This window comes from Kaistella palustris DSM 21579 (assembly GCF_000422265.1).
Taxonomy (GTDB): Bacteria; Bacteroidota; Bacteroidia; order Flavobacteriales; family Weeksellaceae; genus Kaistella; species Kaistella palustris.
The window spans coordinates 1-23,200 of record NZ_AULL01000017.1; the positions used below are offsets into that span (position 1 = coordinate 1).

Annotated in this window: 22 protein-coding genes and 1 pseudogene; 10 read left to right on the forward strand and 13 right to left on the reverse strand. The window is 41.1% G+C overall.

Features of this window, described 5'->3' with window-relative positions:
* The 5 genes and pseudogenes from H562_RS15735 to H562_RS0106865 all read left to right on the forward strand — a co-directional run.
* On the forward strand, positions 1 to 183 hold a 183-nt coding region (locus tag H562_RS15735; protein WP_034690904.1), incomplete at its 5' end, for a hypothetical protein.
* A 46-nt stretch (positions 184 to 229) separates the two neighbouring features.
* A pseudogene (locus tag H562_RS15545) lies at positions 230 to 457 on the forward strand (aminomethyltransferase beta-barrel domain-containing protein); the annotation flags it as partial.
* A 179-nt stretch (positions 458 to 636) separates the two neighbouring features.
* Positions 637 to 1,587, forward strand: a complete 951-nt coding sequence (locus H562_RS0106850; protein ID WP_027376818.1) for a hypothetical protein — start codon at positions 637 to 639, stop codon at positions 1,585 to 1,587.
* 859 nt (positions 1,588 to 2,446) lie between these two features.
* Positions 2,447 to 2,839 (forward strand): DUF4365 domain-containing protein, encoded by a 393-nt coding sequence (locus H562_RS0106860; RefSeq protein WP_262493288.1) that lies wholly within the window; start codon positions 2,447 to 2,449, stop codon positions 2,837 to 2,839.
* Entirely contained in the window at positions 2,824 to 3,738 is a 915-nt protein-coding gene (locus H562_RS0106865; protein WP_027376821.1) for an NmrA family NAD(P)-binding protein, read from the forward strand. The genes H562_RS0106860 and H562_RS0106865 overlap by 16 nt, the downstream gene beginning before the upstream one ends.
* 37 nt (positions 3,739 to 3,775) lie before the next feature.
* Here the strand turns inward: H562_RS0106865 and H562_RS0106870 are convergent, their stop codons facing one another.
* The 6 genes from H562_RS0106870 to H562_RS0106895 all read right to left on the reverse strand — a co-directional run bounded on the left by H562_RS0106870 (position 3,776) and on the right by H562_RS0106895 (position 9,164).
* The gene (locus tag H562_RS0106870) at positions 3,776 to 4,519 is read right to left on the reverse strand and encodes a LytR/AlgR family response regulator transcription factor (protein ID WP_084466342.1); all 744 of its coding nucleotides are present in this window, start codon (positions 4,517 to 4,519) and stop codon (positions 3,776 to 3,778) included.
* Between the two features lie 123 nt (positions 4,520 to 4,642).
* Positions 4,643 to 4,933: a 2TM domain-containing protein gene (locus H562_RS0106875; RefSeq protein WP_027376823.1), complete on the reverse strand. Its 291-nt coding sequence runs from the start codon at positions 4,931 to 4,933 to the stop codon at positions 4,643 to 4,645.
* Positions 4,920 to 5,219, reverse strand: a complete 300-nt coding sequence (locus H562_RS0106880) for a 2TM domain-containing protein (RefSeq protein WP_027376824.1) — start codon at positions 5,217 to 5,219, stop codon at positions 4,920 to 4,922. The genes H562_RS0106875 and H562_RS0106880 overlap by 14 nt, the downstream gene beginning before the upstream one ends.
* A gap of 4 nt (positions 5,220 to 5,223) precedes the next feature.
* The gene (locus H562_RS0106885) at positions 5,224 to 6,540 is read right to left on the reverse strand and encodes a 2TM domain-containing protein (RefSeq protein WP_027376825.1); all 1,317 of its coding nucleotides are present in this window, start codon (positions 6,538 to 6,540) and stop codon (positions 5,224 to 5,226) included.
* A 46-nt stretch (positions 6,541 to 6,586) separates the two neighbouring features.
* On the reverse strand, positions 6,587 to 6,877 hold the full coding sequence (locus tag H562_RS0106890) for a 2TM domain-containing protein (RefSeq protein WP_027376826.1): 291 nt from the start codon (positions 6,875 to 6,877) through the stop codon (positions 6,587 to 6,589).
* Between the two features lie 166 nt (positions 6,878 to 7,043).
* A complete protein-coding gene (locus H562_RS0106895; RefSeq protein WP_027376827.1) occupies positions 7,044 to 9,164 on the reverse strand; it encodes a carboxy terminal-processing peptidase in 2,121 nt (706 codons plus the stop codon).
* Positions 9,165 to 9,298: 134 nt separating this feature from the next.
* Here H562_RS0106895 and surE point away from each other — a divergent pair, with 134 nt between their 5' ends.
* Both surE and guaC read left to right on the forward strand, forming a co-directional pair.
* Positions 9,299 to 10,066 (forward strand): 5'/3'-nucleotidase SurE, encoded by a 768-nt coding sequence (gene surE, locus H562_RS0106900; RefSeq protein WP_027376828.1) that lies wholly within the window; start codon positions 9,299 to 9,301, stop codon positions 10,064 to 10,066.
* Positions 10,067 to 10,106: 40 nt separating this feature from the next.
* Positions 10,107 to 11,147 carry a GMP reductase gene (guaC, locus tag H562_RS0106905; protein ID WP_027376829.1) on the forward strand — a complete coding sequence of 347 codons (1,041 nt, stop codon included), beginning with the start codon at positions 10,107 to 10,109 and terminating at the stop codon, positions 11,145 to 11,147.
* 13 nt (positions 11,148 to 11,160) lie between these two features.
* Here the strand turns inward: guaC and H562_RS0106910 are convergent, their stop codons facing one another.
* From H562_RS0106910 to H562_RS15400, 7 genes are all read right to left on the reverse strand, one after another.
* A complete protein-coding gene (locus tag H562_RS0106910; protein ID WP_027376830.1) occupies positions 11,161 to 11,826 on the reverse strand; it encodes an aspartate/glutamate racemase family protein in 666 nt (221 codons plus the stop codon).
* A complete protein-coding gene (locus H562_RS0106915) occupies positions 11,823 to 12,776 on the reverse strand; it encodes an L-histidine N(alpha)-methyltransferase (RefSeq protein ID WP_027376831.1) in 954 nt (317 codons plus the stop codon). Before H562_RS0106915 ends, H562_RS0106910 begins: the two co-directional genes overlap by 4 nt.
* Positions 12,773 to 13,924, reverse strand: coding sequence for an ergothioneine biosynthesis protein EgtB (gene egtB, locus H562_RS0106920; protein WP_027376832.1), 1,152 nt, complete (start codon positions 13,922 to 13,924; stop codon positions 12,773 to 12,775). The genes H562_RS0106915 and egtB overlap by 4 nt, the downstream gene beginning before the upstream one ends.
* A 74-nt stretch (positions 13,925 to 13,998) precedes the next feature.
* Entirely contained in the window at positions 13,999 to 14,742 is a 744-nt protein-coding gene (gene fabG / locus H562_RS0106925; protein WP_027376833.1) for a 3-oxoacyl-[acyl-carrier-protein] reductase, read from the reverse strand.
* A gap of 6 nt (positions 14,743 to 14,748) precedes the next feature.
* Complete coding sequence (rsmI, locus tag H562_RS0106930; protein WP_027376834.1) at positions 14,749 to 15,480, reverse strand: 16S rRNA (cytidine(1402)-2'-O)-methyltransferase; 732 nt, start codon at positions 15,478 to 15,480, stop codon at positions 14,749 to 14,751.
* Complete coding sequence (locus H562_RS0106935; protein WP_027376835.1) at positions 15,481 to 16,857, reverse strand: UDP-N-acetylmuramate--L-alanine ligase; 1,377 nt, start codon at positions 16,855 to 16,857, stop codon at positions 15,481 to 15,483.
* A 42-nt stretch (positions 16,858 to 16,899) separates the two neighbouring features.
* On the reverse strand, positions 16,900 to 17,943 hold the full coding sequence (locus tag H562_RS15400; RefSeq protein ID WP_051190436.1) for a hypothetical protein: 1,044 nt from the start codon (positions 17,941 to 17,943) through the stop codon (positions 16,900 to 16,902).
* A gap of 60 nt (positions 17,944 to 18,003) precedes the next feature.
* Here H562_RS15400 and H562_RS0106945 point away from each other — a divergent pair, with 60 nt between their 5' ends.
* From H562_RS0106945 to H562_RS0106955, 3 genes are read left to right on the forward strand one after another with little or no spacing between them, the layout of a single operon-like run.
* On the forward strand, positions 18,004 to 18,585 hold the full coding sequence (locus tag H562_RS0106945) for a thymidine kinase (protein WP_027376836.1): 582 nt from the start codon (positions 18,004 to 18,006) through the stop codon (positions 18,583 to 18,585).
* A gap of 5 nt (positions 18,586 to 18,590) precedes the next feature.
* On the forward strand, positions 18,591 to 21,032 hold the full coding sequence (locus H562_RS0106950; RefSeq protein WP_027376837.1) for a bifunctional UDP-N-acetylmuramoyl-tripeptide:D-alanyl-D-alanine ligase/alanine racemase: 2,442 nt from the start codon (positions 18,591 to 18,593) through the stop codon (positions 21,030 to 21,032).
* On the forward strand, positions 21,033 to 23,198 hold the full coding sequence (locus H562_RS0106955; RefSeq protein ID WP_027376838.1) for a patatin-like phospholipase family protein: 2,166 nt from the start codon (positions 21,033 to 21,035) through the stop codon (positions 23,196 to 23,198).
* The last annotated feature ends 2 nt before the right edge of the window (positions 23,199 to 23,200 follow it).

The window sequence follows — 23,200 nt, forward strand, 5'->3', positions numbered from 1 at the left end:
GAAGTGTACGGTAAGGAAAATTTTAAAATTAAGGATATTGACACCCCTAAAGTACCTATTGGAAATACTTTTGGTAGGAAACGAATTGTAAAACATGAGGATAAAGAGGTCGAATTCATTTTTATTAGGCATCCAAGTGCTTTTTTTTCTTGGAAAATATGGAACGAAAAAATGATTAAATAGTACAGCCCTTAGAGCTGTTGCATACCTGCACGGCTTTATAAATAGAAATGTGGAAGTTCACTGGGTTCGTGAGGATCTGCGTTTGCAAAACGGCGAATCGATGAAAGTTCAGGCCCGGATCCGGTACCGACAACCGCTGGAAGAAGCGACGCTTTACCAGTTTGAAGATGGTTTCTACATCGAGTTTGAAAACCCACAATCCGCGATTGCAGAAGGACAGTTTGCTGCGTGGTATCTGGACGATGAGCTGGTGGGAAGTGGCGTGATTGCGTAAAATATTCTCTTTTAATGAATTATATAATTCCTTTTGATTTTTCGAGAGGAATTTTTTGGTATTTTAGCAAGGAGATATTGTATGAAAATTCTGATACCAAATCCGCAAACTAGCTTGGTTTTTATTTTGTAATTTACATAAACGTCTTACTTGCAATATTTAACAAAAAACATAAATAAATGAGTGAAAGAATTCTACTTAGTTCATATTCAATTAAAATTAAAAATAATAAAGATTTCGCTTATTTAAGTGCATTTAATGACGTTGATGATTTTTATAAAGTTCTTGAAAAGTTTCTTGATTTTATCCTTAAAAATGTTAATGAATTAACAGACAGATCTGGTGAACATAAGATATATTTAACCCTAGAAGAGAAGCCTAAATTTCTAAAAAAGGAAAGGGTTTGTTATGGTTATTTTTCCAGTGGAATAAGTGGTGATGATTATAAGGTAAAAGAACTTGCAACAAATACAACTGTTCTAAATGTAGATCGTACAAATCACGCATCATTTCGAGACGTTTTCTTTTACTTTTATATTCCACAAAATAAATCTTTAGGTTATCTAATCCTACAAAGAAAAAAAAACTTTGGAATTAAGACAAAATTACATCCTGCATTGAACAGTTTTCTTATAAATGAAGGATATGTAAATAATTATCTTATTCTTCAAAACATCATTCACATCTCCGTATATCAACAAATGATGAAATTAGGAAAACTTAAGAAGGTTGAACTAGTTAAAAATAAAATCCCCGATAGTTTAGAGGACTATGTAAATAATGATCAAAATTACAAACAAACGAAAGGAACTTTTAGAACTTCATTCTCAAGTAGAATTTCACTGCCAGAAAAATGGAAAACTTATATTGATAACTTAATGAGAAAAGAACCTAATGAAACAGTTGAAATTGACGGTCTTGACGATAATTTTACGGAATTAGAATTTCAATTAGACTTAAATGGAAAACAAAAAACATTTTATATCAAAAATCGTCATAGAGTTCAGCCAGATATTGATGTCACAAATAGTATTGAGTTTGAAAATGACATCCCAAAAACCGAATCGCTTGTTCAAAATTCTAAAGAACTTATCGATGACATTCTTAATTTAGCTCCGAAAAATGCTTAGTAGAATTGATATTAGAAAAATTATAATTGCCCACTATGGATCACTTTCGAGTCTTAACTCTAAAGGAATATCATTTAGTGATATTTTTCTATTTATCATTGTGCCAATATTAATTTCATTCGGATTGACATATAATAACATTTCAATTCAAAATCAAGTTCCAAATCTGATAACAGCAATGTCAATATTAGCAGGTTTCTTATTCAACCTACTCGCAATTATTCATACATCATTAGGAAAAATTAAACAAAGAGTGAAAAATAAAAATGAAGAAAAAAATTTAATAAAATTTAGATTTGCAAATGAGATACACGCAAATATCTCTTATAATATTTTAGTCGCATTGTTTCTTATAATATTTTTAGTGATTTTCGCATTTGATATAAAATTTAATAATATTAGTTTTAGCTGTCTATTCACAGACTCTCTAAATTTCATTTGTTTATTTCTCTTAAGCCAGTTTATATTAAATCTTCTAATGATATTAAATAGAATTTATATTTTACTTGATAAAGAAGACGACTGATATCAGAGGCAAAAAGTTATTCAGTGAGTATGAATTTTTTAGTGAACATTTTAGCAAGGAGAAAGTTTTCTTGTTTTATAAAACTAGCATAAATAGCCAATCGAAAGGTATCTTAAAAAAGATAATATGAATACAATCGCATCATGATAAGTCAGAAATAGTAGCTCGTTCTTATAAACCAGCAGATCACTAATTTGGTCTGAGTTTACCAATAAATCACATTTTGACCAATAAAAAATGAAATTTCCGAAGCGACATAAAAACCATAGTTTAGAAGAAGAGTCTATTACATTTTTCAGATAAAAACTTCCAATAGATTGGAATTTAAATTCAATCGATCGAGACTATGGACAAGACTTAAATATTGAAATTTGTGAAGATGGAGAGTATCGTGGATTAGAATTTATTACTCAGTTGAAATCTTCTGCTAATCAAAACGATAATTACGAAACCGAAAAAATTACGTTAAGGTTATCAACTTATAATTATCTATGGAACAACTTGAAGGTAGTACTATTGATAAAATATGTACAATTAGAAAATGAAGCATATTGGTTGCTTTTAAAAGATGTCCCCGAACCAAATCAAGAAAATGACACATTTACAATTCATATACCTAAAGAGAATACCTTATCAAATTTAGATTGGAATCTCATTTCGGAATATGTTCGAGAAGTAACAAATGATAAATTAAGTGCAAGAAGAACCAAATGCCCAACAAAATAATAACCATCGCCGGCGGAACCGGAAATCTTGGTGGCAGAATCATCAGGGAACTGCTGAAAAAAGAAGTTGAAGTTCGGGTTCTCGTTCGTTCCGGCAGCAACCAGGAAAAAATCGCTGAACTGGAACAACTTGGTGCGAAAATTTTTACGGTGGATATGAACAGCGAACAGGAAATCGCCGAGGTCTGTAAAGGCGCAAGCTGCGTGGTTTCTGCTTTGGCCGGCTTGGAAGATGTAGTGATTGAGGCGCAAAAGGTGTTATTAGACGCTGCGATTTTGGCGGGAGTTCCGCGTTTTATTCCCTCGGATTATTCTTTGGATTTTACGAAATTCAAGGACGGAGAAAACCGGAACTTGGATTTAAGAAGACAATTCCACAAATACCTGGATGCACAACCTATCGCAGCAACGAGCATTTTCAATTTTACATTTATGGATATGTTGACAAACGAAATCCCGATGATCATCTTTAAGAAAAAATGGGTTTTATACTGGGGAAATGCAGATCACAAAATAAGTTTCACGACGATTGAGGACACCGCAACTTACACGGCAAATGTCGCTGTTGATGATTCTTCGCCGCGCTATTTAAGAATTACGGGCGATCAGATCAGTCCAAAGGAAATTCGGGAAGTTCTAAATGATCTGACCGGAGAAAAATTTCGTCTGATCAGAACAGGCGGACTTGGTTTGCTGAGCGCGCTGATTAAGATCACGAGATTATTTTCTCCCGCAAAAGACGAATTGTATCCCGCGTGGCAGGGAATGCAATACATGCGGAATATGATGGATGAACGCGCGGACCTCAAAACCACCGACAACGACCGCTATCCGGGGATGGAGTGGACAAAAGTGGAAGATGTTCTTGCGCAATATCTCCAGGAAAATCCCATTTCGTAGAAAATAATCTTGACTTTGAATGTTGTTCCCGTAAGACCTAATTACTCAGCCAGTCTTTAAAATCCCTTACCCGGTCACGGCTTACTGTGATTTCATCCTCCGGCTGAAACTCCATTTCAACTTTATAGTAAGGCGAAGTATGAATGTTTTTAATGTAGTTTGAACTGATGATAAACTGCCTGTTCACCCGGAAAAACTTTTTTTTATCCAGAACTTCCTGCAGTTCATCCAGCGTAAAATCCGTGGGAAAATTTCGCTCTTTGGTTTGAAGATAGACGATTTTGTTCTCGCTGTAAAAGCACGAAACCTCATCGGTTTGAACGATTTTTAAATTGTAGCCGATCTTCACCAGAATCCGCGATAATTTCTGCTTCTCTTCTTTAATTAAGGATTTGATTTCCAAAGGATTATTAGATAATTCTGAAGGTAAGAAGCTTTTGAATTTATTGATGGCTTTTTCCAGGTCTTCTTCCATGATCGGCTTCAAAAGATAGTCGATGGAATTCAGTTTGAAAGCCTTTAAGGTATATTGGTCAAAAGCCGTCGTGTAAATCATAAAGCTTTTGGTAGGAATTGTTTCGAATATATCGAAAGACAAACCGTCGCCTAAAACAATGTCGGAAAAAACCAGATCCGGATGCGGATTGTTCTGAAACCAGTCAAGACCTTCTTCCACTGAATTAAGCGTTGCAACCAATTCTAAATCAGGAAACAAAGTAATTAACCGCTCAAGTTTACGAGCTGCAGGTTTTTCATCTTCGATGATAACGGTTTTGATCATGCTTTAAAATTAAATAAAAGAATCTGGTTTTTGTCTTTTGTGAGAAAGGCAGACTTTAAATATCTAAAATTCAAAAGGAAAAATATATAAGTCAGTGAGATTCTACACATATTGATTGCGATACTAATGGTTTTTATCCATCAGTTCACGGATCTTTTTTTCTTCCCAATCTTTTCCCATCACCATATTGGGCAGAAAAACACTAGCAGCATGTCCCAACAGACCTACGCCCCAGAAAATAGCCGTCCAGTAGGTATTGATGCTGTAAAGAGAAGAGCCGGTCTGCACACCCTGTGCAATGATCAGCAGATTGACAAGCGCGTAAACCAATGCGTGAATGTAAAACCCTTTCAGGCGTTTTACGCGCTTTTTGGCTTCTAAATATTTGATGTTGTCTTCGTTAAAATTTTCCATGATGTCCGTTGTTTAGTTCTTTCTGAATCATTCGTTTTTCCCAGGCGTGGTTGAAGAAAAATATTTTAAAAGCTTTGGCAGCTAAAATAATTCCCCAGATCCAAAACAGTATGGTGAATTCTCTGAACTCGAAAAAGGTGAGATCACCGGTTTTATAGTACTTCCGGAGACTGTATGCCGCAAATACGAGTATAAAGATGGCTGCGCTGGCATAGAATTTTTTCATCTGTTCCACTTTTGCCCTGGCAACTGCATAATCGGTTTGCGTATTGGTTAAATTTTCCATTGTTTTATTTTTTTGAATGTTGTTTATTGAGAATTTTCTGAATCTGTTTTTCCTCCCAGTTTTTACCGACGCCAAATGTTTTCAGCGCGTGCATCGAGAGTCCAAAACCCCAACCAATCATCGGCCATATAAACCAGTAATACTGTGGCGAAGTGTAGATATTTATAAAAATCAAGGCCGGGATGACCAGACAATATGAGATCAGGTTGCTGTAGAAACCTTTCAGTTCCTCAACCCTCCTGGCTGCCCGCCGGTAAGCGACGGATTCTTTTGATGGCTGTGTTTCCATAGCGGTTGTTTTTGTAGTAAGCATGGGTATCTTAACCCTGAAAAATGAATCTGACTTTTCAATGAACACATTCTGTCTCGTGAGTAAAGAATATCGCTGCACAATATTTGAAATGCCGATTCCGGCGCTTTCCTTCACCTGTTCGCGCTGCTGTAAATTATTTTCGATGAAAAGAAATCCGTTTTCTGAAAAGATCTTAATATTCAGCGGTTTGCTGGAGGTGGCAAAATTATGTTTGATGCAGTTCTCCAGCAGCAACTGCAGTGAAAGAGGCACTACGTATGATTTCAGTGAGTTTTGATCTACATTGAAAGCAAAACTCACACTGTCTTCAAAGCGGGTTTTCAGCAGGTTACAGTAGGTTTTTGCAAACTCAATTTCCTCTTCAACCGTCACGAGTTCCTTATCTTTCTGCTCCAGCACATATCTGTAGATTTTCGACATGGAGGAAGTAAACCGCTGGGCCTGATTTGGATTTTCATCAATCAGTGCGCTTAGAACATTCAGCGAATTAAACAGAAAATGGGGATCGAGTTGGTTTTTTAAACTTTCGAACTGCGCATTAGCTGATTTTGCGATCAGTTTCTGCTCTACCACTTCTTTTCTGGTGGCTTTTTTCCATTCATCAATGAAACCTTTTGCATGCAGAATTGCGGAAATCAGTAAGGCAATATTGATGGTAAACCAGTTCGAGAAAGCCAGGTCGCCCTGAAAGAATTCGGCAGAATCCCTTTTCTGAAAAACGATATAATTTACATAATTACAGCCCAAAACCAATATGATGTTTACGATAACCGTGGTGACTACACCATATGCCGTGCGTTTCCGGGTTTCCTCCACCCACGAGAACCGGCTGTTCAGATAATCATTAACGACGCCATTACCAAAGGCAATTGTGAAGGAATAAAGGCCTGCGACCAGGAGATAAAAAAAGTAATTCTGAATTGTTTTTTCACCACTGTAAATCAGGAAGAGAAATGTGCCCACGATAAGCGTGATCCAGGCGGTGGTGATGAAATTCTTTTTAGTCATTGGGCCGTAATTCAAACAAAGATATAATCATTAAAGAAATCCCGAATTATTTATTTAAGATTTTCTGAACCTGTTTCTTTTCCCAGTTTTGGCCGAAAAGCAGATCCTGGCCGAAAACCGCCATGCCGTGTGCCGCCAGCCCAATACCCCAAAACACTGCGGTCATATAAGGATCTGTGGTAAACAGACTTTGCAGATCATCTGCCGCGCAGCCCGCGATGATGAACAAGTTTACGAATACGAATACGGTGGCGTGCACGTAAAAACCACGTATGCTTTTTACTTTTTTTTGCGCTTCCTGTAATCTTTCCTGCTGAGTTGAACTGTAGATTTCCATTGTTTTTGTTTTAGTGTTATTTAATGGTGTAAAGATACAGCGCGGAGTATCTGCCATCAACTTTTTCCGACCGAGTGGGAGGTTTTGGCGACTGAACGGCAGTAAAAAACAAAAAACCACCGTTCGCGATTGGAAACGGTGGTTTGTGCAAAGTTGGTGTAATATATTATTTCATTTCCGAAACTACGTTTACCGCTTCCTGCAGGTACAGGTCACGCACCAGATTTTTGGTCCAGATCTGTGTTTTTTTGGTAAAGGCTTCGTCGGTTTTTTCGCGAACGACTTCATCGGTATTCAGGGTAAATTTCAGACCGTTGTTGAATTTATCAAGCGCTTTAAATTTTTCGATCTGCGCTTTCCGTGTTTTCATCACTTCATTGAATTTTGCCTGATTCAGGGAGATTGTTTCTTCTTTATCCAGATTTTCCTTCCATTGCGCCGATTCCTGCATCAGTTGGTAAGTTCTGTTGTTTTTCAGTCTGCCTTCAATGTTCTTCTGCAAAGCAGCTACCGAAAAATAATTCACCGGCTGGTAAGGTACGGCCGGGATTTTGTCCCACGCCAATGCGTAATCGTCATAACGCTCGCCGATCTCTGCATAGGTGAAGAAATCTTTCATTTTAATGTCGGACTCAATTCCTTTGCGCTGTGTTGATTCTCCTGTTATTCGGTAGAACTTCTGGATGGTGAGCTTCAGGGAACCGAAATCATCATTCGTATTTAAAAATCTGTTCAGATCTACAAAAGTCTGTACCGTTCCTTTTCCGAAAGACTGCGGCGAACCGATCACCACGCCTCTACCGTAATCCTGCATGGCACCTGCAAAAATTTCAGAAGCGGAAGCTGAAAGTTCGTTCTGCATAATTACAAGCGGACCTGTCCAAAGCGGTGTATTAGCTTTATTTTTTAAGGTCTGGATCTTTCCGTTGCCGTCTTTCACCTGAACATAAGGACCGGCGTTCATGAACAGTCCCATGATATCGCCGACTTCCGTCAGACTGCCACCACCGTTATTGCGGAGGTCAAGAATAATTCCCTCTACATTTTGGGTTTTTAGTTTGATGAGTTCATTTTTAATGTCATCGGAAGCGTTTCTTCCCTTAGCATCTTCAAAATCCGCATTGAAACTCGGCAAATTGATCAGACCATATTTTTTTCCATTCGGTGCGTTTACGATGATACTTCTCGCAAATGTATCTTCAATCGCCACTTCTTCGCGGATCATGGTGACTTCCTTGATGCTTTTATCTTTTTTCTCGACCGTCAGCGTAACTTTGGTTCCTTTCTCACCACGGATCAGGCGTACTGCTTCATCGGAAAGCATGCCAACTACGTTTACCGCATCTTCATTGGGTTTGGAGCGGACTTTCAGTATTTTGTCACCTTCAGAAAGCTGCTTCGACTTCCACGCCGGTGCACCAATCGTTAACGCGCCCAGATATAGGAAACCTCTTTTTTCCTGAATTATGGCACCAATACCGATCACTTTCCCTTTGAACTGCGTATCGAAATCTTCTTTGTTTTTCGGCGAGTAATAATTGGTATGCGGATCGAAAACCTCGGTATATGCGTTCATATACACCGTAAACCAGTCCATTTTATTTCTTTTCTTAAACCTGCGGAAGGTATCTGTCACCAGATCTTTTACCTCTTCGGTGGCTTTTATTCTTTTTTGTTCCGGCGTCAGGATCTCCAGTTTGATGGTATCTTTCAGATTAAACCGCTGTACAGAATCTTTCTTTTCTTTCTGCATTTCTTCCTTGGAAGTCAGCGATTCCATTTCCTGCAGGATATTATACTTGATGTATTTCTTCCATTCGGCGGCCAGCTCCGCCTGGGTTTTCGCATTTTTTTTCAGTTTCGGTTCGAGCACCAAGGTTTCATCCTCATTCAGATCGATCGGTTTGCTCAGAATATCCTGAGTTATTTTATCGATGTCATCAACTCTTTTATAAAGCCGGTCAACGGTAAGTTTGTAAAAAGTGAGATCGCCCTGATTCAAATAATCGTCGAGTTTGGTTTCATGTTTGGCAAATTCATCCATATCCGACTGCAGGAAATACCTTTTGGAGGCATCTACCATTTCGAAGTAATGCTTATAAACTTCCTGAGAATAAGCATCGTTGACGGCTTTTGGGGAATAGTGAAGATAACTGAGCGTGTTTTTTACGCTGACCATGATGGTCGACATTTTCTCATCATCATTTTTGGGGGAATTAAAGCAGAACACCAAACTTGTGAGCGGAATGAAAAGCAGTAATGTATTGATTTTTAAGTTTTTGAACATATAATTTATTAATATCTAATTTGTTGGTAAGAATACCCTTTTGTTACAGGATTTTACAAAGTATCAAAATTAATACCTTATTTATTTCCGACCACCATATTTTAATTAAATTTGTAGAAATCGAAAGAAAGTATATGCAAAAACCCCTAATCCTGGTGACAAATGACGACGGCATTACCGCGCCCGGCATCAGACACCTTGTAGAATTTATGAATGAGATCGGCGATGTGGTGGTTGTAGCACCAAACTCACCGCAATCCGGAAAAGGCCACGCAATTACTATAAATTCCACCCTTACCTTCGAAGAGATCAGTCTTGAGGGACCTCAAAATGATTATTCGCTGAGTGGAACTCCCGTGGACTGTGTGAAATTTGCGCTTGACAAGATTCTGCCGCGACGCCCGGATCTTGTAGTTTCCGGCATTAATCACGGTTCCAATTCTTCCATTAATGTCATTTACTCCGGCACCATGAGCGCCGCGGTAGAAGCTGGAATGGAAGGCTTGCAGGCTATCGGCTTTTCGCTTCTTGATTTTTCCTGGGATGCAGATTTTACCCAGGCAAAAGAATTTATACAGAAAATTGTAAAAAAAGTGCTGGAGAACCCTTTACCAAAAGGCGTTGTGCTCAATGTGAATATTCCGAAACTAAAAAAAGAAGAGATAAAAGGCGTAAAAGTCTGCAGACAGGCAGAAGCGAAATGGGAAGAAAACTTCGATGAGCGAATAAATCCGCACGGCAAAAAATATTACTGGCTCACAGGCTATTTCAATAATATGGATTCCGGCGCTGACGCTGATGAAACAGCGCTATCCGATGGATACATTTCAATTGTTCCGGTTAAATTTGACCTTACAGCCCACGAGCATCTGCAGCATCTTCGGAATACTTTGGAATTTTAAGATATCGACTTTTTCCTTTAATGAATTACACCACAAAAAAATGCGCATAGAAAACGACCTTAAACTGGGATTTAAAGATGTCATGATCCGTCCGAAACGGTCAACTTTACAATCCAGATCGCAGGTTTCGCTGGAACGCAGTTTCACTTTCCGAAACTCGCAGAAAACCTGGAGCGGCGTGCCGATCATCGCTGCCAATATGGATACCGTGGGAACTTTTGAAATGGCGGTGTCACTTGCCCGGCACAAAATTCTGACCGCCGTGCACAAGCATTATTCCCGCGAAGAATGGCAGGCTTTTCTGGCGGACCAACCAGTATCAATTTTTAATTATATCGCCCTTAGTACAGGCATTGGCGAAGCTGACGAAGAAAAAATCGCACAGATCATTTCCGATCATCCGCAGATCCAGTTTTTATGCATCGATGTGGCCAACGGTTATTCGGAGCATTTTGTAGCTTTCGTAAAAAAAATGCGCCAAAACTTTCCGGAGCAGACCATCATTGCAGGCAATGTGGTGACGGGTGAAATGGTGGAAGAACTTATTTTGGCGGGCGCAGACATCATTAAAGTAGGAATCGGTCCAGGCTCGGTCTGTACCACGCGTATTAAAACCGGCGTCGGTTATCCTCAGCTTTCGGCGATCATTGAATGTGCTGATGCGGCGCACGGGCTTGGCGGCCACATTATTTCTGATGGTGGCTGCAAAATCCCTGGTGATGTATCCAAAGCTTTTGGTGGCGGTGCAGACTTTGTGATGCTTGGCGGCATGTTTGCCGGTCACGACGAAAGCGGCGGTGAGATTGTAGAGGAAAACGGCAAGAAGTACCGGCTTTTCTACGGCATGAGTTCCCAAACTGCGATGGAAAAGCATTCCGGCGGTATTGCAGAATACCGTGCATCTGAAGGTAAAACAGTTCGGGTTTCGTACAAAGGTGCCGTTGAAAGTACGGTGAAAGATATTTTGGGCGGTGTACGTTCCACCTGTACTTATGTAGGTGCGTCGCAATTGCGCGAACTTTCCAAACGGACCACATTTATCCGCGTACAGGAACAGGAAAACCAGATTTTTGGTGAATAACCCTTTTGCTTTTTTACTCCTTTAAAAAATCTTCGATCTGCAGTTCCGCGATATCAATACAGAATGTTTCTTGTTTTAAAGAATATACAGAAAGTTCGGTGCATGCAAGAACTACGGTCCTTTCTTGTCCGTATTTCCTAATCAAATTCTGGAAATATTCAATATCTGAAGTTGTAGTTTGCCCGGTATAAACCGTTTTTCGGAAACTGTCGAGCCACTGCTGATCTTCGTCGGAGGGCAATATAATTTCGATATCATTGAAAGTGAATTTCTGTTTAAACCAGCCGGATCTCATGGTGAATTTTGTACCAAAAAGAATAATTTCCGGAATATTTTTCTCACGGAGAAAATTTAGTGTTAAATTGACAGGATGACAAACAGAAAGCGATGTTTCGATCTGATCCAGTGCTTCGTGAAGTGTAATATTAGGAATGATTAACTTTGAAATTCCGATATTTTCGACTGCTTGTAATACATTTTTTAGTCTCGGCAAAAGCACGTCAAACTGCCGCGGTAAATAAGGGTTTATTTCCTGAAAATCAATTTGATACATCATCAGCGGGCAGGTTGAAAATTCCAGATGCCGCTTCTGATACTTTTTGTGGATGCGCTGCAGATAATATTGAGTTGAAACCGCACCTAAGCCCAAGACTCCACGCAATGGTAACTCGCTGCTCATTGTTTGTTGATGATATAATCGGCAAAATATTTTCTGGAATCCAGAAACTTCTGCTCAATTTCCAGGGAAGTGCCTTTCATTAAATCATTTAAGATCATATCGTTATATTTCCTGGAAATCTCGGTATGAATTTTTTCACCTTCGTCAAAATCAAATGATCTTCCCAAATCCCTGATGAAGACTTTTTGCGCTTTGGTACTCTTTAAATAACTTTTTGCAATACCTTCAGATTCATCATATTCCGGTACATGTTCAAACTCCGCGATATTGAAATCTGCGCCAAATTCCCGGTTGATCCGTTTCAAAAGATTCAGGTTAAAATCTCTGGTAATGCCGGCCGCATCGTTGTAAGCGGGCAGAATTATCTCCGCCGACTTCATCAAATCCAGACCCAGTAAAAGTTTTTCCCCTGATTTAAGATGGCGCGAAATCTTAGCCAGAAACTGTACCGCAACCTCATCTACCATATTACCGAGATTGGAACCGATGAACATGATCACTTTGGGATTTGGCGACCTGAAAAGCGCGTCCAGGACCTGAAAATACTCGCCCTGCCGCGTTTCGATATTCAAACCGGGAAAGAGATTTCGCAGCCGGCCGGAAATCACCTGCAGACTGTTTGCAGAAATATCCACCGGGATGTATTTAAAATTATATTCCTTTTGTAGAAGCGCCTGCAGCAGGTGCTGTGTCTTTTTTCCGTCGCCCGCGCCGAGTTCTATTAACTCAAATTCTTCCGTCGGCACCATGGAGAAAGCCTCAATAATCGTCTCAGACTGTTCCCGGAAAATTTCCATTTCCGAATTGGTCAGATAATATTCCGGCATTTCCATGATTTGCTGAAACAGCACATCACCGGCTTTGTCGTAAAAGTAATGGGACGAAATAAATTTTGGTTTATTACTTAAACCTAATTCGACATCCTTTAAGAAAGATATGTTTCCACTCATTTCACCAGTCTTAATCCGGTTATTTGCCACCGGTATTTCGGGTGAAAAAAATTTCGGTAGGTTTTTCTTTCGTGTCCTTTAGGAGTCGCGGTCGAGGCGCCGCGCAGCACCATTTGACTGATCATGAATTTGCCATTGTATTCGCCCACGGCTCCTTCTGCAATTTTGAAATTAGGGTAAGGAAGATATGCAGAATAAGTCCATTCCCAGCGTTTCCCCCAATCGAGTTGGTCTGCCGCAGCTTCCCATTCAAATTCTGTCGGCAGACGCAATCCTTTCCAGGCAGCAAAAGCCTGCGCTTCGTAGAAAGAAATATGTGTTAAAATATGGTCACCTTTTAGCGGCTGTAAACCTTCAAGCGTGAAGGTGAACCATTCTCCATCTTTCTTCTGCCAGTAAAGCGGTGCGCTGATGTGGTTCTCATTTACCCAGCTCCAGCCTTCATCCAGCCAGAATTTAAAGTTTTCGTAACCGCCTGCCTCTATAAATTCCAGAAATTCTGCGTTTGTTACCAACGCCTCGGAAATCTCAAAGCTGTGGAGAAAAACCTTATGCCGTCCTTCCTCATTGTCAAAATGGAAACCTTCTCTTTCAAAACCGATTTCATAAATTCCTTCAGGTATTTTAAGCCACCCGGTTTTCCCATTCGTTTGGGCGGTCAGATTAAATCCTTCGCTGTAAACAGGATGGATCGGGTTGTAGGACAGGGTATGTTTAAGATCCGTTATTAATAATTCCTGATGCTGCTGTTCGTGATTGATCCCTAAAGTCAACAGGTCCTGGAGCTCTTGACTCATCTCTCCTGCCAAAAGTTTTTCGATATGTTCATCTACATATTTGCGGTACTCATATACTTCCGAAACTGTCGGTCTTGTCATCACGCCACGTTCCGTGCGGAGGGCGCGCTCCCCAACGGTTTGGTAATAACTGTTGAACAAAAACGAAAAATCAGGATGAAAGATCTGATAATCTTTATAAAATTTTTTCAGAATCATCTCTTCGAAAAACCACGTCGAATGACTTAAATGCCATTTCGGCGGACTTGCAAAATCCACGGGTTGCGGTATGTAATCCTCAGTTTCCAGCGGTTCGCACAACCTTTCGGTCTGCCTGCGGGTCTGCTTAAATTTTTCTGCTAATGACTTCATCTGGAAATGGTAGTGTCGGTATAATTATAAGCCCGAATCTATACAATAATTGTTCCGCGAAACCGCAGAAATCATTAAGTAAGCATTCCGCCATCTACATTCAGCACCTGCCCTGTAATATATGCGGACATATCGCTCGCCAGAAAAACGCATGCATTGGCAACATCTTCCGGGTGACCGCCGCGTTTCAAAGGAATAGCTTCCCGCCAACCCTGCACCGTTTTTTCATCCAGAGCTCCTGTCATTTCAGTTTCAATAAAGCCTGGCGCAATCGCATTGCAGCGGATGTTACGCGAACCCAATTCCAGCGCGATTGATTTTGAAAAACCTATTACACCTGCTTTGGAGGCTGCATAGTTTGCCTGTCCCGCATTGCCTTTTACACCAACTACAGAAGTCATATTGATTATTGAACCGGCTCTTGCCTTCATCATCGGTTTTACAACGGCTTTGGTCAGATTGAAGACGGAATCCAGGTTTACCCGCAATACAGTATCCCAGTCATCTTTAGACATTCTGAGCATCAGGTTATCGCGTGTAATTCCCGCATTGTTGATCAGAATATCGATTTGCCCGAATTCTTCCAGCACATCAGCAACGAGCTTTTGTGCAGCATCATAATCCGACGCATCCGACTGATATGATTTCACGGTGGTAATCTTTGCCAACTGCTCTTCGAGCGCCTTCGCCTTATCTACAGAACCTGCATAAGTGAAAGCAACCTTTGCACCTTCCTTTGCGAAAATCTCGGCAATCCCTTTTCCAATTCCACGTGTTGCGCCTGTGATCAGGGCTACTTTTCCTGCTAATAATCCCATGGTATTTTAGTTTTCTATATTTTTATATTTATTTTTTGTAGGATTTACTTCTACCAGTTCCTTATTTCCCACATTGTTGACGACAAGAACAATTTCACCCTTCAGTGTTTTTGTTTTTGAAAAGGCAATTACGTCGCTGATGGAACCCCGTTTTGTTTCTTCGAATTTTTTTGAAATTTCGCGGCTTAAGCTCACCTGTGTTTCATCGCCGAAAAACTCTTTGATCTGTTCTAAGGTGGTGTTGATCTTGTGCGGACTTTCGTACAGTATCACTGTTCTTTTTTCTGCGGCCAGCTGTTTCAGTTTTGTCTGTCTGCCTTTTTTCTGTGGCAGAAATCCGGCAAACAGAAACTCATTATTTGGCAAGCCGGAAACAACGAGTGCCGGCACAAAAGCGGTGGCGCCCGGCAAACACTGCATTTCCAGATTCTCATCGGCGATAGCTTTTGCCAGAAGATATCCCGGGTCGGAGATTCCGGGTGTACCGGCATCTGTAATAATCGCAATATTCTGACCTTTTTTCAGATCATCAATGATTTTCTGCGTGGCCTGATGTTCATTGTGTAAATGATAGGATTTCAGTGGTTTAGCTATTTCATAATGCTTTAATAAAATACCTGATGTTCGGGTGTCTTCACACAAAATATAATCGACTTCCTTTAGAATACGTACAGCCCGAAAGGTCATATCTTCGAGATTGCCGACAGGCGTAGGAACAAAGTACATCATGCCGCTCATCTAAAGATTTTCATAAAGGTTTGAACAAAAATTCTCTAAACCGGGATCCCTTGCACCCATCAGTAACAGTACGGTACCAGGCTGTAAATCAGGCCTCAAAATTTTCAGCAGGGCATTTCTGTCCTCCACAAAAAAGGCATTCTTTCCGCTGGCTTCGATACCATCGGTCAGTTCTTCGGCGGAAATGTCTTTTACAGCGGTTCCGCCGGCATAAAATATTTCGCTCATCCAGATTTCATCCTGCGGTCTTAGCGCTTCGGAAATCTCTTTAATAAAGTCATCTTTCAGAAACCGTGTGGGCTTGTAACCGTGCGGCTGAAACCACGCAACCACTTTTTCGGCCAAAGGTTGGCAGGCGCGGATTGAGGCTGCACATTTTGCAGGATTGTGCGCATAATCATCGATTACCCAGACGCCATTCTTTTTGCCCAATATTTGGTGGCGGCGATAGATACCTTGATATTTGGCCAGACTGGCGGCACAGGTTTCCAGATCAACGCCGATTTGATTCGCCACAGCTACAGCAGCCGCAGCATTTTCTACGGAATGTTGCCCGAGGGAATTCATCTGAAATTGTTGACCTCTGATTTCAAAAGTCAGTGACAGACTGTCCTGCTTAAACCTTTCAGCATTATATCCGGCATTACTGTCTTCGAAACCAAAATCATTTTCAGAGTTTGCAGACAAAGATTTCGCCAGTGTATTTGATTGGTTTACAATAAATAAGCCTTTGGTATTTTTTTTAAATACAGTGAATAAATCAGTCAGTTCCTCAATCTCCTGGTGGTCTTTATCGATATTTAAAAGGAGCCCAATCTCGGGGGTGTACTGGACCACGGAACCATCGCTTTCGTCAGCTTCAATAATGAGCCATTCACCAGCTCCTACGGCGGCATTACCTATTTTCCCCTTTTTAATGATGCTCGTTAAACCTGCGCCGGAAATGATGCTCGGGTCAAAACCCGCATCCAGCAAGATCTGGTAGAGCATTGCTGAGGTCGTAGATTTACCCGAAGTTCCGGCCACGGCTATTGTTTTTTTACTTTTTGCAATCAGAGCAAGTAATTCACTCCTTCTGATCACGGGGATTCCCAGTTCTTTGGCTTTCTGAATTTCGTAAACCGTATCTTCAATAGCTGTAGAAGCCACCACGAGGTCTGTTTCGGCACCTATTCCGCTGCCATCCTGCAAATAACATTTGATGCCTTCATTTTCCAGCTGTTCCTTCGTTTTGTTGGATTCTCCGGGGTGAAAATAGCGGTCACTTCCCGAAACATCTTTGCCCGTGCCCTGCAGATATTGCGCCAGCGCGCTCATACCCGTACCGGCCACGCCGATAAAAAATACATGTTGAAAGTCGTGGATATCTTTAATCATTCGATGTGTTCGTAATTTTTGCTGAAGTGCTTTTTTAGATTTTTAAAGGAATTTGCTTTCTACCAAATCCCAGAGCCGTTGCGCATATTCATCGACCTTACTCCAGTCTTTCTCGTAGTAAAGTTCGCTCAGGTACTGTTTTGCATCCTCCATATTTTCGAAGGTATTCAGGTGCGCAACAGTTGCCCTTAAAGCTTCTTCGTCACCATTGAAAAGGAGTTTGGTAAAGGCGATCTTATCATTGAAATCAATTTTGAACTCAGGTTTTTTCTTGGGCGCTTCCATATATTCAGTGGGAATATTGGCTTTTAACAGGCTTCCGGAAGTTTCCGGCGATTCGGAGTCGGCTGGTTCTTCCTCATAATTATCCAGCGGATCGCCATCGAACAGATTTTGCACCGCCTTCAGACCTTTGATATTTGCAAGCTTAAATTTTTTCTCAATATGCGGTTCCGGCGTCCTGGTTTCATGAAAAATCGTTTCCGGTGTACCCACTGGAGTTTCCTCTTTGGTAATTTCCACGATTTTCCGGCGACGTTCCTCGAGTTCCTGAAGTTCGTGTTCTTTCTCAGCAACGCGCTGGTCGTAGGTCAACTGCTCTTCTGGCTGACCTTCATTTTCAGTAAAATTTCCACCGGTAGATTCAGTATTCTCCGCGGTGGCTGAAGTTTCTGTTATATTGTAGTAGACGTTATCGATCTGATCTCCAGAATTTTCTGCTTCCAGTTCATCATCTTCCATATTCTGGTCTTCTTCCAGATCGTCAATTTCATTTATCTCGTTGGTGAAGATAACTTCTTCTTCGATGATTTCATCTTCGGGCGCTTCATCAGCCGGATCAGAATTCTGTGCGTTATATGCACTGAAGTTTTCGGCGTGTTCGCCAAAGATTTCGTGGTTCGCCTCCTGGATAAAAAAGTCCTTATTTTGATCTAAAATCCTTAAGAAAGCCAGGCGGTCGGCGATCTCAGCGAAGATATCCTGTTTTGCGAGAAGTTCTTCTTTGGTGTCGACTTTCGCCAGATTATCCAGCACATTTTTTAATTCAAAAAAAATTTTATCTTCTAGTTCCCGGACGTTCTGCATAATAAAGTCTTATTAAATTTCCTTAATTTTGGCATTTAAATAGTACGGCTAAATTACCAAATGTTTTTAGAAAATACAATTAATCACGCAAAACAAAGCGGTTGGATGGAAGTCATCTGCGGCTCCATGTTTTCGGGCAAAACGGAAGAATTAATCCGCCGTCTGCGCCGTGCTGAAATGGCCGGACAAAAAGTCGAGATCTTTAAACCAAAGCTCGATGTACGCTACGCCGAAGAGGAAGTAGTATCACACAATAAGAATAAAATTCGAAGCACACCTGTCGAAAGTCCGAATGAAATTCTACTGCTTGGCTCTACGTGCGATGTGGTAGGAATTGATGAAGCGCAGTTTTTTGATGAAAGTATCGTAGATGTAGCTAATCACCTGGCGAACACAGGAATACGGGTAGTTATTGCAGGCCTGGACATGGATTTTATGGGCAGGCCGTTTGGGCCGATCCCCAACCTTATGGCCACCGCGGAGTATGTGACCAAAGTACACGCAATCTGTAAAAGAACCGGGAATCTTGCCAACTATTCCATGCGGATTTCTGCCAGCCAGGATCTTGTTGAACTTGGCGAGATGGAGAGTTATGAAGCCGTGAGCCGCAAAGTCTTCAACGAAGAATTTCTGAACAGATAACTTAAATGAATTATACTACAGGCCAGATCGCCGAGTTCACAGAAGCCAACCTGATTGGCGACAGTCAAATCATCATTAAAAATATTGAGTTTGACAGCAGGAATATTTATTCCTGGACCGAAACTGCCTTTATCGCTATTCCCACAGCCAAAAATTCTGGTGAGAAATACATTCAGTCCGCGGTGGAAAAGGGCATTCAGGTGATTATTTCTGAACATCAGCTACCGCATGTAGAAAATATCACCTGGATCATTGTTGATGACGCTGTACAGTTTCTGCAGCGTTTCGCAAAGTATCATTTGTCACGGTTTAATCTCAGAACGGTTGGTATTACAGGGAGCAACGGAAAAACAATTGTAAAGGAATGGCTTTACAGAAGCTTGTTTCAAAGTTTTGTTACGGTAAAAAGCCCGAAGAGTTTCAATTCCCAGCTTGGGCTTCCGCTTTCGCTCCTTCAGATTAAAGGTCAACATGAAATCGGCATTTTTGAGGTCGGCATTTCGAAGCCGGGCGAAATGAAAAAGCTGGAAGACATTTTCTCTCCGGAAATTGGCATTTTAACGCATATTGGTTCAGCGCATTCCGCCAATTTTGAAAGCGAAGAACAACTTATCAACGAAAAAATTGTTCTTTTCAAGGATTCCAAAACCATTATTTTCAACGGAGATAATGATGCGGTTTTAAAACTTATTGATGAACATTTTTCCGACAGGAAATTAATTTCATACGGTTTTAAAGAACGTAATGACCTGTCCATTAAAGATGGCTGGCTTCACAGCAAAGAAATTACAGTGCAATATTTCGGTGAAAGCCTTTCTATACCGGTACGCCAGCGAGATGAAGCTACGCTGAGCAACGCACTGGCTGTGATCGCGGTTCTAAAAGAACTTAAGTTTGACAATGCAGCAATTGTCGAAAAAATCAATTTGCTGAAATCGGTTGAAATGCGCCTGGAAAGCGTAGATGGCGTACGCAAAAATCTCCTCATCAACGATTCCTACAATCTGGATCTGGACTCGCTTATCATTTCATATCAATTTATAAAACAGTATAATAAGAAAAAGAAAACCCTCATTCTAACGGATTTTCTGGAGGGAAAAGATGCGGGCTCACTTTATCAGACTGTTGCAAACCTTACCAATCTTCAGGATTTTGGCACTGTTTTCCTGATTGGTGACGAAATTACTCAGTCTGCTCACCTCTTTGAAGCAGAAACATTTACCTTCCAAACCACCGAAGAACTGATTCACAGCACGCTTTTGAACCAGATCGAAGATGAACTTATTCTGCTGAAAGGCGCACGGCGTTTCGAAATTGAAAAAGTAAAAAATCACCTTGAACTGCAAAAACATGATACTGTGCTGGAGGTAAACCTGAATGCAATCCTTCACAATATTAATGTTCATAAATCTCTCCTGAAACCGGAAACCAAAATGATGGCGATGGTGAAAGCATATTCTTACGGTTTGGGTGGTTATGAAATTGCAGAATTCCTGCAGCATCATCACATTGATTACCTGGGAGTTGCGTACGCTGATGAAGGTGTGGACCTTCGGAAGAACGGTATAACTACTCCTGTGATGGTGATGAATCCGGAACAGCACAGTTACAGCAGTATAATTGATTATAATCTGGAACCGGAAATTTACAGTCTGCGGGTATTACGCTTGTTTAATGAGCAACTTATTCAGAAAGGAATAGACCGCAGGTACCCCATCCACTTAAAAGTTGAGACCGGCATGCACAGGCTTGGTTTCAAACAGAGCGAAATCCCTGAACTGCTGCAGACGCTTCAAGGCATGAATGTAAAGGTAGAATCGATTTTCAGCCACTTATCTTCCGCTGATGATTTATTGGAAAAAGAGTTTACCTTTGATCAGCTGACGGAATTTGAAGCGTTTTCAGGAAAACTGATTTTAGGACTAGGTTACAAACCTTTACGACATATTTTAAATTCTGCAGGAATCGCGACTTATTGTGATTATCAGTATGATATGGTTCGTATCGGCATCGGTATGGTCGGCATTTCGCCGGTTCCCGAGGTGAGTAAACATTTATTGCAGGCTGTAGCTTTCAAGACGGTAGTGTCACAAATCTCGGAAGTTCATGTGGGTGACTCTGTAGGGTACAACCGAAAACACCGCCCCGCTAAAACTACCAAAATAGCGACTGTTCCGGTAGGTTATGCCGACGGGATTCCGCGGCTCATCGGAAACTCCAGAGGAAATGTGGGGATCCGCGGAAAGCTTTTTCCAATCGTCGGAAATGTCTGTATGGATATGATGATGGTCGATATCGGTGACGAACCCATTGCTGAGGGCGAAGAAGTGGTCATTTTTAATGAAAATCCAAGTCTGTCCCAATTTGCAATATACTGCAATACAATTCCGTACGAGGTTCTCACTTCTGTTTCCCGGCGGGTGAAACGAATTTATATAAAAAAATAGATGAAAAAATTTCTGATTTTTCTGAGCCTTTTCCTCTGCAGTTACATTTTGAGAGCGCAGGTGAAGAGCGGATTCAACGTACCGCCACATGCTAAGGTTGGCCTTTCGCTTTCGGGTGGTGGTGCCAAAGGTTTTGCGCACATTGGTGTGCTGAAAGTTCTCGATTCCCTGGGTGTGAAAGTGGACTATATTTCGGGAACCAGTATGGGTGCCATTGTCGGTGGACTCTATGCCTCCGGATACACCGGCAAAGAAATAGAAAAAATCGTAATGGATACCGATTTCTACAATATCATCGCCAACGAAAAAACCCGGCAGGAAACTACTTTTTTTAATAAAGCCGTGGATAAATACATCCTGACTGTTCCTGTGAAGAACGGAAAAATCAATGTGCTGCCGAAAGCAATCTCTACAGGACAAAAAAACATTTATCTGCTGAAAGAACTATTTAAAAACGTTTCCACCATCGACGATTTTTCTAAGCTTCCGATTCCATTTATGTGCGTGGCTACAAATCTTGAGAGCGGTACAAAACAAATCTTCGAGAAAGGAGACCTGGTAAGTGCGATTATGGCGAGTTCAGCATTTCCCTCGTTGATGGATCCTGTGAAAATTGGTGATTCCCTTTACATTGATGGCGCAATGACCGTGAATTACCCCTCAAAACCATTAAAGGACAAAGGAATGGACATTGTAATTGGTGTGGATCTAAGCCAGGGTTTGGCAAGTGGTAAAAACCTGCAGAGTGCGATTGAAATTTTAAATCAGGTCATCGATTTCGGAATACAAGCGGAAACAAAGAACCAGTATCAGTATACTGATATCAATATTCACCCCAACCTGGACGGCACCGGAGCGACAAGTTATGACGCCAAGAAAAGAATTCTGGACTCGGGCTATGCAGAAGCTGTAAAATATGTCGAGCCGCTTTCGCTGTTGCCTAAAAAACAGATCGACCTCCTGCGTGCGCCCATGAGTTCGGTTTACACCAATGTCTATAAGATCGACAGCCTGATACTGGAAAACAATCATATTTTTTCGCGCAACTATATCCGTGGAAAAATGAATCTGCAAATCCCCTCGCTTCAAACCTACGGTGGCATTAATAAGATGATTGACCGCCTGTATGCGACGAACAATTACACACTCATCAATTACGATATCATTCACGAAGGTGAAAGGAACTATTTAAAACTAAATGTAACCGAGGATAATACACGCTTCTTTTTGAAGTTCGGCCTTCATTATGATGAGATCTTTAAAACCGGTCTCTTGCTCAATGCTACTGCGAAAAGACTGCTTTTCCGAAACTCCACCATTTCTCTGGATGTCATTGTGGGCGATAAACCGCGGTATTATTTTAATTACTTTATCGATAACGGTTATATACCCGGTTTCGGCGTTTACGCTTCAGGAATGACACTCGACTTAAAGGATATAAGTGGCAATCCTTATGAGCGCTGGAATTGGTTTCGCAATGATGCCTTCATTCAGTCTGTCTGGCGCGATCGCTACGCTGTTGGTGGCGGCCTGAGTCATGATTATTTTGAAAATAAATTCGCCGGAGCAGCAGATTTTACCGACAGCCAAAACATCATTAATGCTTATGGATTTATAAAAAGCGATACGCAGGACGACAAAAGCTTCCCTACCAAAGGAATTTTGCTGGATATCGAGGGAAAACTTCTCGATCTATTTAAGAAAGACGGCGAAGGGCGCACCTTTCAGGGCAGCTTATATGCGAGGCTAAACTTCCCAATTTCCCGCAAATTTACGTACCGGGTGGGGCTGAGAGGCGGCATTACGCTGGGTGATGAACTTCCGAAATATTACCGCTATCATCTGGGAGGAATTTTCGAACAGAATCTGGGGAATTTCATCAGTTTTCCCGGCTATGAATTCGGACAGCTGTTCGCTGAAAATGCGCTGATGGCTTCAAATGCATTGCAGTACAACGTTTACAGGAACTATTATTTGGAAGCCAATGTAAACCTGGCAAATCTTTTTGATGATATTAAAGTCGACAGTCTGTTCCACGTTACCGCATCATCAGTTGGTTTAACTGCCGGATACAAATCGCCCTTTGGCCAGATAAAAATAAATTACAGCAGATCACTTTCTGTGAAAAATGACATCTTCAGCGTAATCCTTGGACATTACTTCTAAAA